This window comes from Methylomonas sp. HYX-M1, from assembly GCF_040741385.1.
Classification (GTDB): Bacteria; Pseudomonadota; Gammaproteobacteria; order Methylococcales; family Methylomonadaceae; genus Methylomonas; species Methylomonas rhizoryzae.
Window position 1 is genome coordinate 1 of the sequence record NZ_CP160405.1, and the last position, 17561, is coordinate 17561.

Annotated in this window: 15 protein-coding genes; 6 read left to right on the forward strand and 9 right to left on the reverse strand. The window is 53.3% G+C overall.

What is annotated here, in order from left to right:
- Positions 1-1317: a chromosomal replication initiator protein DnaA gene (dnaA, locus tag AB0A83_RS00005; RefSeq protein WP_150045960.1), complete on the forward strand. Its 1317-nt coding sequence runs from the start codon at positions 1-3 to the stop codon at positions 1315-1317.
- 45 nt (positions 1318-1362) lie between these two features.
- On the opposite strand, the gene AB0A83_RS00010 is transcribed toward dnaA, so the two are convergent.
- The 3 genes from AB0A83_RS00010 to AB0A83_RS00020 all read right to left on the reverse strand — a co-directional run bounded on the left by AB0A83_RS00010 (position 1363) and on the right by AB0A83_RS00020 (position 5915).
- Positions 1363-4041 carry an MMPL family transporter gene (locus tag AB0A83_RS00010; protein WP_367155067.1) on the reverse strand — a complete coding sequence of 893 codons (2679 nt, stop codon included), beginning with the start codon at positions 4039-4041 and terminating at the stop codon, positions 1363-1365.
- An 11-nt stretch (positions 4042-4052) separates the two neighbouring features.
- Entirely contained in the window at positions 4053-5021 is a 969-nt protein-coding gene (locus AB0A83_RS00015; protein ID WP_150045962.1) for a calcium/sodium antiporter, read from the reverse strand.
- A 66-nt stretch (positions 5022-5087) separates the two neighbouring features.
- Positions 5088-5915, reverse strand: coding sequence for an undecaprenyl-diphosphate phosphatase (locus tag AB0A83_RS00020; protein ID WP_150045963.1), 828 nt, complete (start codon positions 5913-5915; stop codon positions 5088-5090).
- Between the two features lie 241 nt (positions 5916-6156).
- Between AB0A83_RS00020 and AB0A83_RS00025 the strand changes: the two genes are divergently transcribed.
- The 3 genes from AB0A83_RS00025 to AB0A83_RS00035 all read left to right on the forward strand — a co-directional run bounded on the left by AB0A83_RS00025 (position 6157) and on the right by AB0A83_RS00035 (position 7816).
- A complete protein-coding gene (locus tag AB0A83_RS00025; RefSeq protein ID WP_150045964.1) occupies positions 6157-6630 on the forward strand; it encodes a CYTH domain-containing protein in 474 nt (157 codons plus the stop codon).
- 138 nt (positions 6631-6768) lie between these two features.
- Positions 6769-7374 (forward strand): hypothetical protein, encoded by a 606-nt coding sequence (locus AB0A83_RS00030; protein WP_232056723.1) that lies wholly within the window; start codon positions 6769-6771, stop codon positions 7372-7374.
- A 106-nt stretch (positions 7375-7480) separates the two neighbouring features.
- A complete protein-coding gene (locus AB0A83_RS00035; RefSeq protein WP_150045966.1) occupies positions 7481-7816 on the forward strand; it encodes an ASCH domain-containing protein in 336 nt (111 codons plus the stop codon).
- Here the strand turns inward: AB0A83_RS00035 and AB0A83_RS00040 are convergent.
- From AB0A83_RS00040 to nth, 4 genes are all read right to left on the reverse strand, one after another.
- Positions 7794-8558: a DUF2063 domain-containing protein gene (locus tag AB0A83_RS00040; protein WP_367155068.1), complete on the reverse strand. Its 765-nt coding sequence runs from the start codon at positions 8556-8558 to the stop codon at positions 7794-7796. The two genes, AB0A83_RS00035 and AB0A83_RS00040, sit on opposite strands and share 23 nt — an antisense overlap.
- Positions 8555-9406 carry a DUF692 domain-containing protein gene (locus tag AB0A83_RS00045; protein WP_367155069.1) on the reverse strand — a complete coding sequence of 284 codons (852 nt, stop codon included), beginning with the start codon at positions 9404-9406 and terminating at the stop codon, positions 8555-8557. Before AB0A83_RS00045 ends, AB0A83_RS00040 begins: the two co-directional genes overlap by 4 nt.
- Positions 9407-9414: 8 nt before the next feature.
- Positions 9415-10056 carry a hypothetical protein gene (locus AB0A83_RS00050; RefSeq protein ID WP_150045969.1) on the reverse strand — a complete coding sequence of 214 codons (642 nt, stop codon included), beginning with the start codon at positions 10054-10056 and terminating at the stop codon, positions 9415-9417.
- 112 nt (positions 10057-10168) lie between these two features.
- A complete protein-coding gene (gene nth, locus AB0A83_RS00055) occupies positions 10169-10801 on the reverse strand; it encodes an endonuclease III (protein ID WP_150051699.1) in 633 nt (210 codons plus the stop codon).
- Between the two features lie 214 nt (positions 10802-11015).
- Between nth and polA the strand changes: the two genes are divergently transcribed.
- Both polA and AB0A83_RS00065 read left to right on the forward strand, forming a co-directional pair.
- Positions 11016-13742 carry a DNA polymerase I gene (gene polA, locus AB0A83_RS00060; protein WP_367155070.1) on the forward strand — a complete coding sequence of 909 codons (2727 nt, stop codon included), beginning with the start codon at positions 11016-11018 and terminating at the stop codon, positions 13740-13742.
- 30 nt (positions 13743-13772) lie between these two features.
- Positions 13773-14660 carry an MBL fold metallo-hydrolase gene (locus AB0A83_RS00065; RefSeq protein ID WP_150045971.1) on the forward strand — a complete coding sequence of 296 codons (888 nt, stop codon included), beginning with the start codon at positions 13773-13775 and terminating at the stop codon, positions 14658-14660.
- 5 nt (positions 14661-14665) lie between these two features.
- Here AB0A83_RS00065 and AB0A83_RS00070 read toward each other — a convergent pair whose 3' ends face one another.
- Together AB0A83_RS00070 and metG are read right to left on the reverse strand one after the other, a co-directional pair.
- Positions 14666-15217 carry an RnfABCDGE type electron transport complex subunit B gene (locus AB0A83_RS00070; RefSeq protein ID WP_367155072.1) on the reverse strand — a complete coding sequence of 184 codons (552 nt, stop codon included), beginning with the start codon at positions 15215-15217 and terminating at the stop codon, positions 14666-14668.
- Between the two features lie 4 nt (positions 15218-15221).
- Positions 15222-17237, reverse strand: a complete 2016-nt coding sequence (gene metG, locus AB0A83_RS00075; protein ID WP_150045973.1) for a methionine--tRNA ligase — start codon at positions 17235-17237, stop codon at positions 15222-15224.
- Positions 17238-17561 lie beyond the last annotated feature (324 nt).

The window sequence follows — 17561 nt, forward strand, 5'->3', positions numbered from 1 at the left end:
ATGAGCGCAATCTGGAATAATTGTCTGGCTAAACTCGAACACGAGATTCCGTCCGGCGACTTTAATACCTGGATACGCCCGCTGCAGGCGGTGGAATCGGGCAGCCAACTGAAATTGTTGGCCCCTAACCGCTTCATCATCGACCATATCAAACAACATTTTTTTTCGGTGATCGAAGACGCAGTCAACGAGTTTTCCAACGCTACTTTGGCAGTCCATTACGAAATCGGCAGCAAAAAAGCGCCCGCGCTAAAGACCCCGGCTATAAACAAAGCGCCGGCGCAAAAAAAGAATCAACCGAACTTTTTGAACCGTGCATTTACCTTCGAGAGCTTTGTGGAAGGCAAATCCAATCAACTGGCACGAGCCGCCTCGGTCACGGTATCCGACAGCATCGGCAAAATTTACAATCCCTTGTTCATATACGGCGCGTCCGGTTTGGGCAAAACCCATTTGATGCACGCGATAGGCAACGCAGTGCTGCAAAAAAATCCCGACGTCAACATCGTGTACCTGCATTCGGAGAAATTCGTGCAGGACATGGTGAAAGCTTTACAACAAAACAGCATCAATTACTTCAAGGATTACTATCGCAACATAGACGTGCTGTTGATGGACGATATCCAATTCCTGGCCGGCAAGGAACGTTCGCAAGAGGAGTTTTTTCACACCTTCAACAATTTGTTAGACCAAAAGCACCAGGTGGTTCTAACCTGCGACAAATATCCCAAGGAAATCGACGGCTTGGAAGACCGGCTTAAATCGCGTTTCAGCTGGGGCTTGCCGGTGGCGATTGAGCCGCCGGACTTGGAAACCCGCACCGCGATTTTGATCAAAAAAGCCGAACAAGTCGGCGTGGCGCTGGATCAAAAAGTGGCGTTTTTCATCGCTCAGCGCATTCCCTCCAACGTGCGCGATTTGGAAGGCGCCTTGCGGCGAGTGGTAGCCAATTCGCAATTTACCGGCCGCGAGATTACCGTGGAGTTCACCAAAGAAGCGCTGCACGATTTGATTAGCTTGCAAGACAAATTGGTCAGCATCGACAACATTCAAAAAACCGTCGCCGAATATTTCAAAATCCGGGTAACCGATTTATCCGCCAAAAGCCGCAAACAATCCTTAACCCGGCCACGGCAAATAGCGATGTGTTTGGCCAGGGAATTGACCTCGCACAGCTATCCGGAAATCGGCGAAGCCTTCGGCGGCCGCGATCACACCACGGTAATCAATGCCTGTAAACGGGTCGCGGAATTAAAAAACGAAGACATCAAAATCGCCGAGGATTACAAAAACCTATTGCGCACCTTATCGCACTGACACCGGCCCCATCCGCTTACTTGGCAACAGGGTCGACGCTGCGAATCACGCCTGTTCCACAACTTTAACCCGCGGTTTCAATACCAACTTGCTTAACGCCGGTAACAGGATAAAGGTGCATACCATAATCCAGAAAATGCCTATGGTAATCACCAAACCCATGCTGGCTATGCCTTGGTGCGGGGAAAACGCCAAGCCGGCAAAACTGGATATCGTGGTTAGCGCGCCGTAATACATCCCTCTAGCCGTGCTGGATTCGTAGATGTTCTGATCTTCGGCCAGAGAATGATGCAAACGCTCCACCATATGAATACCGTTATCCACCCCTAACCCCATCAGCAAGGGCAAAGCAATAATATTGGCAAAATTCACCGGGGTGCCGGTCAGCACGGTGCTGGCCATGGTAAACAAGCCGGCTAATACTAATGGCGTCATCACCAACAAGGTATCCACCACGCTACGGCGGATCACCAACAGCAATAGCGCAATCGAAACCAAGGCGGTCAAAATAGCTTGCCGAAAAGCGGCCAGCACCGACTTCATCGATTCCCAATACATCACCGGCAAATCGGTCACGTTAGGCGCTATCGCTTGCACCTGGGTAATGAATTCCTGCAAATGCCCCAAGTCGTTCAAGTCCTGTTTCGGAAAGATTTGGATGCGATACAGGCCGCCGGCCGACAGCCAGCGCTGCTTGATGGGTTCCGGAATACTGCCGGCATCGATTTCCTCGGCTTGAAAACCGGTCAGCAATTGGTTCATCACGGTAGGCAAAGTACCCAGCAAGGATGTCTGAATTTTTTCCACGAATACTCCCCTATCCGGCGGAAAACGAGCATCCAGCTCAGTCAACACGTCTTGCAGTTCGTGGCGAAAGCTTTGTAGACAATGAATCTGCGCCGGATCGGTGCGGGTGGGCAACGTCGCATCGATGGCGGCCAGCATGCCGACGATGGCCGGCTTCGGATCGCCCCCGGTTTTCAATTGCGGAAACGAGCGGCTTTGCGCCCCTAAAGTCAGCATCATTTCGTCGACTAAATTCAATTTCTCCTGCTGATCGTCCGGCACCAAATCGAACAAACTCAAGGTTTTATCGACTACCGGCAATTTGGCCAAACGGTGCTGCAATGTCCGTGCTTCTTCAGCGTTAGCCGCCAAAACCGACAAGGTCATGGGTGACGTATCTTTAGTTTGCAACAATTCCTTAAACGCCCGCACCGACTCGGTTTCCGGATCGCGCAAATTGATCGGATTAAAATCGGTTTTAACCCCGAACAATAGTGCCGCGGCGCCTAAGGCCAGCAAGACGGTGGCTACACTGATAGGCTTGGCGTAATGCAAAGTCAGGTGAGCCAAGGCTTGCGACCATTTCGACGCGCCGGGATGCTGGCCTTTCAGCAAATGATGGAGCGGCGGCTTCGGCAACAACCTCAGCAACACCGGCAACACGCTGAGCGTTACGAACAAACAAATAAACAAGCTGGTACCGGCCAGCAGACCTAGCTCGGAAATACCCTGATAATCGGTGGGGACAAAAGCGTATAAGCCGATCGACGTGGTCGCCGCGCACAAAATCAACGAAGGACTGGTATCCAACACGGCGGTGCGTATCGCTTTTAACTTATCGCCTACCAATACGTCGATATTGTCGCGGTAGCGCAAACACAAATGGATAGCGTATTCGACCCCCAAACCGATGTTGGATACCGCGAACGCAACCGAAATCAAGTTCAGCTGCTTGACAGCCGCCGCTGCGAACAAACCGCAAAACACCATGCCCAAGCTCAATACGAACAAGGTCGCCAAGGTAAGGCACCAGGAACGGTAAGCAATCAGCAAAATACCGCATACCAATACGATGGAAAACACGCTCGCGGTAAACGTGCCCTTGCTCATGCCGGCCATTTCGTCGTGCTCCAAGCCGACCTCGCCGGTAATCCTTACCCTGACCGCAGGCAAATTCGGATCTTGAATCTTGGCCCCCGCGGCCCTAATCGCTTCAATAGCTTGCTCGGCCGGCAAAATGCGGCTGAAGTCGAATTTCGGTTGCACGAATATAAAAGCCTTGTCCGATTGCGCTTCGCTGATGCGATTTTCGGCAATCAAATTCTGCCACGACAGCAAGTCGGTTTCGCCGTTCAAGGTTTTATGTAAAGACGCGGCAACCTTGCCGATCAAAGACATCAAGTCGATGGGGACTTCGCCGCTACCCTGCTTGCCTTGCAGCGCGTCTATGAAAATCGAAAAAAATCCGTTTAGGCTGGGATCTTGGGAAATTCGGCCGATGAAGGGCTGCGCTTGCGCCAAAGTGACCGAAAAATCCTGTAATTTATCGGTATCCAGGTATAACAAACCGTTACGCTGAAAAAAAGCACTTTCATCCGGCCTGTAGACATTGCTGAAATGCTCGGTGTCGGCACGCAATTCTCTAGCCAAACGCTGAGCGGCGGCCTTGGTAAGCTCGGGACTGGAAGAGTCGAGCAATATCAGAACGGTATGAATGTCCTGTCCGAACGCTTGTTCGAATTTACGCCGGTTTTGCTGAAACGGCGCATCCGGCGCAACTAATTCCGCAGTATCGGTATTGATGCTGAGATGATTGCCGACATAGCCGATGGCCAAGTAAGCGAAAAAAAAGGCAATCGCCAGCGAAAAGCACGGCCGATACAGCAGCCAATTGCTCCAGCGAAACACCCAGTTACGCAAATGGGTTTCGATTAACATGCAAATGAAATTTAAAGCGCAGTGTTAATTAGATACAACGTGTACGCGGTATAAACCGTTAGCAGAACCCCGCCTTCCGGGCGATTGATACAACCTTTGCCGTTACTGCCGTAACCCATGACGAATAACGCGGCAGTCAACGCCGCCATCACCGGCCAATCCCGAGCCAATACCTCATGCGGGATGGGCATGGGCTGAATGTAGCCCGCCAAACCGACCACCGCCAGCGTGTTGAATAGATTGGAGCCTATGATGTTCCCCACCACCAAGTCGTGTTCGCCTTTGCGGGCGGCCGCTATGGACGACGCTAATTCAGGCAGGGAAGTGCCTACCGCAACTATGGTCAAGCCGATGATCAAATCGCTGACGCCCAAATCTTGAGCGATGGATACCGCACCCCAAACCAAAGCCCTGGAGCTCAGCATCAACAACACGATGCCGGCAATCAGCCAGATCCAGGCTTGAAATTCCGACATGGCATGTTCTTCCAGTTCGGCCTCGATATCGTGCTCTATACTGTCCGGCCTATCCTCTTGTTTATCGGATTTAGCCAGCCAGAGCATGGCGCCGACAAACGCCAGCAATTCCACAATGGCATCGTTACGCGACAATTCGCCGTCGGCAAGATTCAGGTAGACCAATAAGGTAGCCAGAAACAATATCGGCAACTCTTTTTTAATCAATCCGGATTTGACCGTAATCGGGCTGATGAGGGCGGTCAAACCCAGTATCAAGGCAATATTGGTGATGTTGGAACCATAGCCGTTGCCGAGTGCGATGCCGGGATTGCCTTGCAACGCGGCCAGAGCGGATACCGACAACTCCGGGGCCGAGGTACCGAAGCCGATGATCACGATGCCGATCAACAAGGGCGACAGGCCTAAGTGCTTGGCAATAGCCGCCGCCCCTTCGACGAACAAATCGGCGCTCCAAACCAACACAATCAAGCCGAACACGATCATTAACAGAGGCAAAGCCATGAAATACCTTAATAAATTATGCGAAATTCAAATCTATCGACCATGAAACCGGACTTTAAGACCGAATCAATCTACCGTCCATTGCACCAAGCCGCTATAGGCGGTAGCAATCACGACGGCGCCGAACAGTATCCTGTACCAAGCAAATATGATGAAGTCATGGCGGCTGATGTAACGCAACAAGCCTTTGACGGCGATCAAAGCGCTGATGAACGCCGCGCCGAGTCCGACGCCGAAAGATGCGATATCGTTATCGCCGCCCAATAACTCTCGATGTTTATACAAATCGTACAAACTGGCGGTCACCAGGGTGGGTATCGCCAAGAAAAACGAAAACTCGGTGGCGGCCTTGCGCGACAAGCCGAACAACAATCCGCCTATAATCGTCGCCCCCGAACGCGAAGTGCCGGGTATCAACGCAAACGCTTGAGCGATGCCCAGTTTCAAGGCATCCGACATACTCAAATCATCGACGTCGTCAACGCGGATTTTATGTTCGCGTCTTTCCGCCCACATGATGACAAACGCACCCACGATAAAAGCCAGTGCGACCGGAACCGGTTTAAACAACAGCGCTTTGATGTGATTACCGAACGCCAGGCCAAGCAGCGCCAGCGGCATAAACGCTATCGCCAAATTCAACACGAATCTTTGCGCCTTCCTGTCCCTGGGCAGCCCCAAAAGCACGCTGCCGATTTTGCGCCGATATTCCCAGCAAATGGCCAAAATCGCTCCCACCTGGATGACGATGCTAAACACTTTGGCTTTATCGTCGTTGAAATCCAGCAAGTCGCCGGCTAGGATCAAATGGCCGGTACTGGAAATAGGTAAAAATTCGGTCAAGCCCTCGACTATACCTAAGATTAAGGCCTTGACAAGCAATTCAACATCCATGGCTTGGCCCCTCGACACACCTGTCCAAATGAAGCTGCAACATAATTTAGGAATAAAATGACGGGATTAATTAGAGTAGTCGCGCCAAACAATACACGCGCGAACAGGGCGGGATTATAGTCGAATCGACTGCGCGCGTCACTGCATGGTCTTGCCCGCTCATACCTACCGGACTTTATGTGAACCTAAGGTAAACACGCCATAATGGATATTGTTTTCACTATCGAATTGGAGCCTGTTAATGGCCTTGGAAATCGAACACAAGTTTTTATTAGCGAACGACGGATGGCGCGAGCGGGTTGAACGCTCGGTTTATTACAAGCAAGGTTATTTAAGCAGCGACCGGCATAGCTCTGTCCGGGTCAGAATTTCCGACACCAAAGCCTGGTTGAACATCAAAAGCGCCGTAATAGGCACCCACCGGCAAGAGTTCGAATATGAAATTCCGCTAGCCGACGCGCAAACCATTTTAGCCGATCTGTGCCATAAGCCCTTGATCGAAAAAATCCGGCATTTTGTCCAAAACAGCGGACACACCTGGGAAATCGACGAATTCCTGGGGGAAAACGCAGGCCTAGTCGTAGCGGAGATAGAATTGTTGCAAATTGGCGAAAACTTCGAAAAACCCGCCTGGATCGGTGCCGAAGTAACCAGCGATTTGCGCTACTACAACAACGCCTTATGCAAAAATCCATTCAAAAATTGGAATAAATAACAAACAGTTAAATGAGGCGTTGAATTTCTTACAACAATGCTCTATATTTTCTGTATGAATATAGCGACTATTGTTGTTTTTTTGTTACTTTTATGCCGTCCGCTTTACGCGTCGGAGCTTGGCGCATCCATAGACAACTTGGAAAGCGCCTGGGCGTCCGTCTATTACCAGCCGGACGAAGCCGTACAAAAGCAAACCTACCCTCAGCTGCAAACGAAGGCGGCCGAATTGGAACGTCGCTTTCCCAATGCTGCCGAACCTAAGATTTGGCTGGCTACCATCATGGCCACCAATGCCGCTTTGGAATCGCCGCTAACCGCATTGACAACGCTTGCACAAGCCAAGCAGTTGCTGGAGGAAGCGATTGAAATCAATCCCAAGGCATTGGACGGAGCCGCTTACGTGACGCTGGGCACGCTGTATTACATGTTGCCGGGCTGGCCGGTTTCGTTCGGCGACGACGATACTGCCGAACAATTGCTGAAAACCAGTCTCGGCATCAACCCTAACGGCATCGACGCCAACTACTTTTACGCCGATTATTTACTGCGCCACGATAGAATCGAAGAAGCCGAAGCGTTTTTTATGAAAGCAATCAATGCGCCGGTCCGCCGTCAACAAAAGTTCGCCGACAGCCAATTGCAGAACGAGGCAAAGCTGGCCTTAGTGCGGGTACAGCAAAACAAATTCGACAAAGGCAACAGCAAATTCCGCGCCCGCTTCCCTACTGTCGCCAGTAATTGAGCGGACTGCCGGCGCTTTGCGCATCACTAAAATTCGGCAAGCCCCTGCTATTTTTCCCGCTTTGCATAATAATGCGCCTTTTTCTATGCACCGATAGGACCTGCCGATGAGTGAATACCCCGAAAAAACCTGCGAAATTGACCGTTTGATTCGTCATCCCAAGCTGGTAGCCGCTGCTTTGAGCGGCCAAAAAACTCAGCAACGTCGCGACGGTTTATATGCTTATCCGGGTGAGCATTTTCAATTGGAAGGCATCGATTTCATCGTCACGGCGGTCGAGCGTCAACGTATCGGCGATATGACGGATGCCGACGCGCAAGCCGAAGGCTATCCGAACATGGCTGTTTATAAGGATTTGATTTTAAAAATGCACGCCAATATGGAATGGAACGAGAACGGCTTGGTGTGGGTGCATAGCTTTAAACGTCAACAGCCGGAATAACAATATCCTTGCGCGCCAGTTCTTGCAAGGTATCCAAACCGAACCGGCGCGTTGCTTCCTCTGCCGCTTGCCCGGCCGTCCGGGCCGCCAAACTGTCCAAATAATAAGCGCCCGGCCGATTCGGCTGTTGTTCTATAGTTTGTAACAACAAATAGGTCATCGCATTGGTTTGCATAAACCTGACTTCATCGTTGCTGTCGCGATTGACGATCAAATAGGTGGCTTGTTCGGGCGCTTGCTCGGGCACAAACCCGGGACCTATCCGCTGCACCGGAAAACGGTAGACTAACGGCCAAGCCAGCGGAGACAATTGCAATGCGCGGTCGTGTATGTACTCCGCAAACGCCTCGCCTCCGAATTCGGGCTGGTCCCTCGCAATCGCCAACGCCATTTCCACCCATTCGTAGTGGGCCAATTCCAGCAAGAAAGGCAAATCCGCGGCATTGCGCCTTTCGTTTTGCAAATAATCTAAAAACTCTTCGGCAATTTCGGAAAAATGCGGCGTCTTGCACCGATGCTGCAAAAAGAAATCCCGGGCCAACGCCAACCAATCGGCATCAGGCAAAATCGATTTCATTACCGGGAAATTACTGCACAAAAAGCTGTTGATGTTGTTAAAAAACAACTCCCGGTACATCGCCATGCGCACGGGATGCACGCCGGCAGGCGGGTCGATTTGCTCCGGATCGCGGATGTAGGCGGCAAAACGGGCTTGCTCGGCCCTGAAATCGACGGCAGTCATGCAAAAATCAAGTCAGCCGGCTCCGCCTGCCGTTGCAGCGACCGTATCGTATCGACCTCCTGCAACAACTCGCTTAACGGCGGCAAATTGAAATCGCGCTCCAACAAGGTCGGAAACACCCCGAATTCCTGATAGGCGATTTCCAGCATGCGCCATACCGGATCGATGACCGGTGCCCCGTGGGTGTCCACCAAAAAATCTTCGGCCTCGACGTAATGCCCGGCGACATGCGCATAGGCTATGCGCTCCCCAGGAATCGCTCGTAAATATGCAAGCGCATCGTAAGTGTGATTGACGCTATTGACGTAAATATTGTTGATGTCGATCAGGACGTTGCAGTCCGCCTCGGCGACCACCGCGTTGAAAAAATCGATTTCCGACATCTCCTGCCCCGGCGTCGCATAATACGAGACGTTTTCCATCGCGATTTTATGCTCCAAAATGTCCTGCACCCGCCTGATCCGCGCCGCAACGTGGGTTACGGCCTCTTCGGTGAACGGTATCGGCATCAAATCGTATAAATGCCCTTTATGACTACAATAACTCAAATGCTCGCTGTAAAAGCGGATACCGTGTTCGGCCATGAAGGCTTTCAGCTGATACACGAATGCTTCGTCCAGCGGATCGCAGCTGCCGATAGACAGCGACAAGCCGTGGCAAACAACTTCATGGCGCTCCGTCACGGCCCTAAATTGTTTGCCTAACTTGCCGCCTATCGTCATCCAGTTTTCCGGCGCCACCTCGTAAAAATCCACTTGGCTGGGCGGGTTGGCCAAAACCTCGGGCAAAAACGCCCGTCTAAGGCCTAAACCCGCCCGGCAAGCGCCGGCAGACCGATAATTGGTCACACCCTAGCCTATTCGCCGGCTTTTTCAGCGTCTTCCTTTTTCATCGCGGCACCGCACGAACCTTCGCCGCCTTTCATCATGGCGCCGCAAGAGCCTTCCCCACCCTTCATCATGGCCCCGCAAGAACCTTGCGCGGACTTATCCGCATCGCCGGACATACCCCCCATCATGCCGCATGCGCCTTCTTTGCCTTTCATCATTTCCCCGCACATGCCTTCCATGCCTTTTTTCATTTTGCCGCCTTCCATCATCGCCCCGCACATGCCTTCACCGCAGGAGCCGTCGGCTTTTTTGGACTCGGCTTTTTTAGCGCTCATGCCGCAAGATCCCTCTTTACCCTTCATCATTTCACCGCATTGGCCTTCCATGCCTTTTTTCATTTCGCCGCCTTTCATCATGGCGCCGCACTTATTTTCACCGCAGGAGCCGTCGGCTTTTTTACTGTTACTGATTTTGCGGCCGTTTTCGTCAGCGACGTTGCCGCCGCAGGCGCCGTGAGCGGTTTTATTGGATACTTCGGCAACCATGTAACCGTTGGACAATTCGCTTAACGCAAATGGATTGGATTCGGCTTGCACGCCGGCCGCAAAGCCGGATAAAACGGCGGTACCCATCGCCAATGTCAAAGGAGTTTTGCTAAATTTTTTCATGACGCTCTCTCTTAAGATGTTCGGATTGTTGTTATCAGCTGCAGCCCATAGAGCCGAGCCCATGCGACCGACTCGCACTCCTTAAGTTCAGTCCTGTTTCATTGTAAACGCTCTATGTGGTTTTTTCTTTAAACTCGCATAAATCGGCAATACAGCAAGTTTGACAGCGGGGTTTTCGGGCTATGCACACATAGCGCCCGTGCAAAATCAACAAATGGTGCGCGTCTTTTTTATGCAGGCGCGGCACGCTTTTCTCCAATTTTTTCTCGACTTCCAGAACGTTTTTGCCGGGTGCCAAGCCGGTGCGATTCGACACCCGAAAAATATGGGTATCGACCGCTATGGTAGGCAAACCGAACGCGGTGTTTAAAACGACGTTCGCCGTCTTGCGGCCGACGCCGGCCAAGGCCTCCAAATCTTCACGGGATCGCGGCACTTCACCGCCGTGTTTACTTATCAAGCTTTCGCACAATTTGATGATATTGGCGGCTTTGCTGTTGAACAGGCCTATGGTTTTAACGTACTCCTTCAAACCCGCTTCGCCCAACGCCAAGATGGCTTGCGGCGTATTAGCCACCGGAAACAATTTTGCCGTGGCCTTGTTGACGCCTTTGTCGGTCGCTTGCGCGGAGAGCACCACCGCCACCAACAACTCGAATGGACTACTGAAATTCAGCTCTGTGGTCGGTTCAGGGGTAGCGATAGCTAAACGGTCGAAAATAGCGAGTCGTTTCTGCGCGTTCATCAATGACGTATCGTGGCAAAAAAAGAAAACGTTACAGCGCTTAGCCTTGCTCATGGGCTGCGCGCTACGTGTGTGAGGCGGACATTATCCTATATTGCCGGTTATAGATTCATTCAGTTCAGCCCGCCTGGCAGTCGCGAAAAATATACAGCCGTCGACAAGCGGCGCCGCAGGCGCTATTGTTTCGGCAGTCATTCATCAATCTGTTGCGCCAATGTCGGAAAACAAACTGATCCTAGTCGACGGCTCGTCGTTTTTATTTCGCGCCTTTCACGCGGTGCCGCCCTTAACCAACGCCCAAGGCCAACCCACCAACGCCATTTACGGCGTTTCGAATATGCTGCGCAAGCTGATCAACGATTATGCGACGCCTTATTTTGCCGTGGTATTCGATGCGCCCGGCAAAACCTTCCGCCACGATTTGTACCAGCAATACAAGGCCAACCGGCCACCCATGCCGGACGAATTACGGGTACAGATCCAACCCTTGCACGAGTTGATCCGCTCTTTGGGTTTGCCGTTGATCATGGAACCCGGGGTCGAGGCCGACGACGTGCTCGGCAGTCTGGCGCAAACCGCTGCCGCGCATGGCTTTAGCGTCATCATCTCCACCGGCGACAAAGATATGGCTCAGCTGGTGAACGAACAAATCACCCTGGAAAACTCGATGACCGGCACAGTGATGGATATTGCCGGGGTACAGGAAAAATTCGGGGTCAAGCCGGAACAAATCGTCGACTATCTGGCGCTGATGGGCGATACGGTCGACAACATCCCCGGCGTACCCAAGGTCGGCCCCAAAACCGCCGCCAAGTGGCTGCAGGAATACGGCGATCTGGATAGTTTGATGGCCGGCGCGGCCGACATCAAAGGCAAGATCGGCGAAAACCTACGCGCCAGCCTGCCGCAACTGCCTTTGTCGCGCCAACTGACCACCATTCGCTGCGACGTCGCCCTGCATTACGGCATTGAAGACTTGAAGCGCAAACAACCGGACCTTGCTGCCCTAAAACAACAACTCGGCCAATTGGGCTTCAGCAGCTGGCTTAAAACCCTGAACGGTGACGATGCCGCAGCCGGGAGCTTGGTCGAACCGACCTCTACGGTATCGACGCCCGTGCCGGCCGTAATCGCCAAAGACTATCAATTGATACTGTCCGAGGCGGATTTCGCCGCGTGGCTGGATAAACTCAAACAGGCCGAGCTGTTTGCCTTCGACACCGAAACCACCAGCCTGAACTATAGCGATGCCGAGATCATCGGCGTTTCCTTTGCAGTCGAAGCCGGACAGGCGGCATACCTGCCGTTGGCACACGCTTATCCGGACGCTCCGCAGCAATTAGACCGCCACGCCGCATTGAACGCACTACGGCCGCTGCTGGAAGACCCGCGGCGCGCCAAAGTCGGGCAAAACCTAAAATACGACGCCCACGTACTGCACAACCACGGCATCACCCTGCGCGGCATGCGCCACGACACTATGCTGCAGTCGTACGTGCTCAACAGTACCGCCACCCGGCACAACATGGACGACTTGGCCAAGCATTACTTGGGCGTGGACACCATTCACTACGAAGACATTTGCGGCAAAGGCGCCAAACAAATCGGCTTCAGCGAAGTCGCGCTGGAACCCGCCGCCGACTATGCGGCCGAGGATGCGGACATTACGCTGCGCCTGCACCAAACCCTATCGGCGCAATTGCAACAGCAGCCCGGCCTTTGGTCTTTGTATAGCGATATCGAGATGCCGCTGCTGCCGGTGTTGGTCACAATCGAACAAAACGGCGTGTTAATCGACAGCGACATGCTGGCGCAACAAAGCCTGGAATTAGCCAACCGCATACTGGGCATAGAACAGCAAGCACACGACGTCGCCGGGCACGCATTCAACTTGGGTTCGCCCAAGCAAATTCAAGACATTCTGTACGACCGTTTGAAATTGCCGGTACTGAAAAAAACCCCTAAAGGGCAACCGTCCACCGACGAATCGGTGTTGCAGGAGCTGGCACAAGATTACCCATTGCCGCGCCTGATTTTGGAACACCGCGGCATGAGCAAGCTGAAATCCACGTATACCGACAAATTACCGCAGCAGATCAACCCGAAAACCGGACGTGTGCATACGTCTTACCAACAGGCCGTGGCCGCCACCGGACGTTTGTCGTCGACCGAACCCAATTTACAGAACATCCCGATTCGCAGCGAAGAGGGGCGAAAAATCCGCCAAGCCTTTATCGCCCCACCCGGTTGCACCATTGTCGCCGCCGACTATTCGCAAATCGAGTTGCGCATCATGGCGCATTTGTCCGGCGACGCCGGATTGCTCAATGCGTTTTCCAAAGGCGAAGACATCCATCGCGCCACCGCCGCCGAAGTATTTGAAGTGGCGCCGGACAGCGTCACTCACGATCTGCGCCGCTCCGCCAAAGCGATCAACTTCGGTTTGATCTACGGCATGTCCGCCTTCGGCTTGGCTCAACAACTAGGCTTGCCGCGCAACCAAGCGCAAGCCTACATTGATCTATACTTCAACCGTTACCCCGGCGTAAGGCAATACATGGAGGACATTCGGGAGCAAGCCAAGCGGCAAGGTTACGTGGAAACCCTATTCGGCCGACGCCTGTATCTACCCGACATCAATGCCAAAAACCAGGCTTTACGCCAATACGCCGAACGCACCGCCATCAATGCGCCCATGCAGGGTAGCGCCGCAGACATCATCAAACGCGCCATGATAGCCTGCGACCGATGGATAACCGACAGCAACGCCGACGTTAAGATGATTATGCAAGTACACGACGAATTGGTTTTCGAAGTCGCCACTGCGGACCTGGCCGCCTATCGCGAAAAAATCCGCAGTTTGATGACCGGTGCCGCCGAATTGGCCATTCCGTTGCTGGTGGAAGTCGGCAGCGGCGTCAACTGGGATCAAGCCCATTAAACCGGCGCCTGAAATGCCGCTAGAGATCGAATGAAGCTGAAATTCTGGGGCGTTAGAGGCTCCATTCCAACCCCCGGGCCTCAAACCGTACGCTACGGCGGCAATACCACCTGCATACAAGTGCTGCCTTCCAGCGGCGACCTGGTCATTCTGGACGCCGGTACCGGTATCCATGCCCTGGCCAAACAGTTACCGAAACAGCTCAACCGCCCGGTCCACATTCTGATCACCCACACCCATTGGGATCACATACAAGGCCTGCCGTTTTTTTATCCCTTATTTACCGCGCAAAACGAAATCCGCATCTACGGCGGCCAAGACCCGCTGACCGGCTGCGGCATAGAGCGGTCGCTGAGCGTGCAATTGCAAAACAGTTATTTTCCGATCAGCGAGAGCCAGTTGAAATGCCGGTTGCACTATCGAAATCTAACTGCCGGCGCAGAGCTGCGCATAGGCAGCCTGCGCATCGTCCCGACCATACTCAACCACCCGGTCCTCAATTTCGGCTACCGGATAGACGACGACGACGGCTCCAGTCTATTTTTTACCGGCGATTACGAAGTGCCATACAACCCGTACCCGCCCGAAACTGTCGAGTACGCCGATTTTCAACGAGTCGTCGAGCAGGAACGGCAGGAAGCGATTAAAGCGATGAGCGGCGTGGATGGCCTGATCATCGATTCGTCCTATACCGACGCCGAATATTCGAGCAAACAAGGCTGGGGGCACGGCACCTACGCGAGCTCGCTACGCGTCGCCAGGCTGGCCAAGATCAAGAAACTGTTTTTGACCCACCACGAACCGAACCGCAGCGACGACGAGTTGGAAAGCATCTTCGCCGGCTTAACAAACGATTCCGATACTGTCGGCTTACAGCTGTATTTAGCCCGAGAAGGTGCCGAGCACAGCTTGTGCTGAAAAATTCAGTTTTGCTTTAACTTGGCCAGCAACTGTTTTTGCCGCGCCAAACGTTCCGCTTTTGCCAATTCTTGCTGCTGCAAACGCCGATTACGGGCTTGATAACGCGAACGAGCCTTGTCCGCCGCGGCGGCGTCCCAAATAGGGTCCGCGACGTCTTCCATGCGAATGCAATCGACCGGACAAGGCGCCACGCACAGCCCGCACCCCGTGCAATGCCCGGCAATCACGCTGTGCATGTGCTTGGCCGCGCCAACGATGGCATCCACCGGACAAGGCGGTAAGCATTTTGTGCAGCCTATGCAATCCGCTTCGACAATGACCGCCACTTGCCTTGGCTTTTCCTCGCCGCATGCCGGATCCAAAGGCAGGTAAGCCCTACCCAATAACTGCGCCAACCGGCGGATCCCGGCATCTCCGCCCGGTGGACAGCGGTTAATGTCCGCCTCGTCCTTAGCCAGCGCTTGGGCATAAGGCAAACAGCCTTTATAGCCGCACTGACCGCATTGGGTTTGCGGCAACAGCGCATCGATGCGGTCCACCAACTCGTCGGACATCCGGCTATTTGATCCTCATGCCGGGTTGGGCGCCGGCATCCGGCGACAGTACCCAAATATCGTTGCCGCCGGGACCGGCCGCCAACACCATCCCTTCCGAGGTGCCGAAGCGCATTTTGCGAGGCTTCAGATTGGCGACCACTACGGTCAACCGGCCTTCCAATTGTTCCGGGGAATACGCGGATTTGATTCCGGCGAAGATTGTACGGGTTTCGTCGCCGACATCGACGGTCAGTTGCAGCAACTTTTCCGCGCCGTCCACCGGTTGGGCTTTAACAATGCGGGCCACCCGCAGATCGATTTTAACGAAATCTTCTATGTCGACAGTGTCTGCAATCGGCTCGCAGGTTTTTTCTTTAGGCTTGGGCGATTTTTCCAAACTTTCCTTGGAAGCCTCGACGATAGCGGCTATCTTGTCCGCATCGACCCGGGTCATCAACGGGGTAAACGCGTTGATGCGCTGATTCAGCAAAGGCTGGGCTTTGGCCGGCCAAGGTTGAACCGGTATGGCCAAGAACGCCTCTGCATTAGCCGCCAACGAAGGAATGACCGGACGCAGATAGGCAACCAAAATCCGGAACAAATTCAAGCCCATGCTGCAAACCTGATGCAACTCCGTATCCCGGCCGTCTTCCTTGGCGATCAGCCAGGGTTTCTTCTCGTCTATGTATTGGTTGGCCTTATCCGCGAGCGCCATGATTTCCCGCATCGCCTTGCCGAACTCGCGCTTTTCATACAACTCGGCAATCCCGCTTTCCGCATCGATAAAAAACTGAAACAACTCAGGCTCGCTGCATTCTGCCGCCAATAGGTTGTCGAATCGCTTGGCGATGAAGCCGCTGCAACGACTGCCAATGTTGACGACTTTGCCGACCAGATCGGAATTGACGCGTTGGCTGAAGTCCTCGAAGTTCAGATCGATGTCTTCCACCCCGCCTGCCAATTTGGCCGCGAAGTAATAACGCAAATATTCCGGATTCAGATGCTCCAGATAGGTGCGAGCCTTGATAAAAGTCCCGCGCGACTTGGACATCTTCTCGCCGTTGACGGTCAAAAACCCATGGGCAAAAACCGCGCTTGGGGTGCGAAAGCCCGAACCGTGCAACATGGCCGGCCAAAACAACGAGTGAAAATAGATGATGTCCTTGCCGATGAAATGGTACAGCTCGACAGTGCTGTTTTCGCCCCAATAGGCGTCGAAATCCAGGCCTTGTTTGTCGCACAGGGCTTGAAAACTGGCCATGTAGCCGATGGGCGCGTCCAACCAGACGTAGAAATATTTGCCCGGCGCCTGCGGGATTTCAAAGCCGAAATACGGTGCGTCGCGGGAAATATCCCATTCTTGCAAGCCGTTGCCCAGCCATTCCGCCATCTTGTTGGCCACTTCCGGCTGTAAATGCCCGGCCGTGGTCCAATCGTGCAAAAACGCGCTGAAATCAGCCAAATTGAAAAAATAATGTAGCGATTCCTTTTCGACCGGCTTTTCGCCGGAAATCGCCGAAACCGCGTTTTTCAATTCCATAGGCGAGTAGGTGGCGCCGCAGGCTTCGCAGTTGTCGCCGTACTGGTCGGGCGCACCGCACTTGGGGCACTCGCCTTTGATGAAGCGATCCGGCAGGAACATATTTTTGACCGGGTCGTAGGCCTGGGTGATGCTGCGGCTGTTGATGTGCCCGGCCTCGCGCAAACGGGTGTAAATCAACTCGGACAACAGCTTGTTCTCCGGGGAATGCGTGCTGTGGTAATGATCGAAAGCCACCCCGAACTCGGCGAAATCGGCTTTGTGCTGAGTCTCTACTTGGGCGATCAATTGTTCGGGCGTAATCCCCTCTCGGTCGGCGCGCAACATGATGGGCGTACCGTGGGTATCGTCGGCACACACATAATGGCATTGGTGGCCGCGCATCTTTTGAAAACGCACCCAAATATCGGTCTGGATGTATTCGACCAGATGGCCTAAGTGGATAGGGCCGTTTGCATACGGCAGCGCACTCGTGACCAGGATTCTTCGAGTAGACATGATTAGGTGTAGGCAAAAAACGAGGCGGAATTATTGCATAAAACCGCCCGGCTTACATGGCCGCGCCGTCGGATGGTAGGGCAATCGCACTTTGAATGCGGTAAACGGTCTATCTATTTGATAGCGAAGATGAGCATGCCAAGTACCGCCAATTTCCATCATTTTGCTACCCGCACCGACCGGCGCATCGCACGCCGAAAACAAACATCGTCTGCGGGATATTTTCGTCATTGCCTTACGCTGAGAGATTTGCGTTGGGCAAATGATTGAGTGTTGCGATTGATTCGCAAAGGTCAAGCGCGATTGCCCTGTGGACTGGCTATG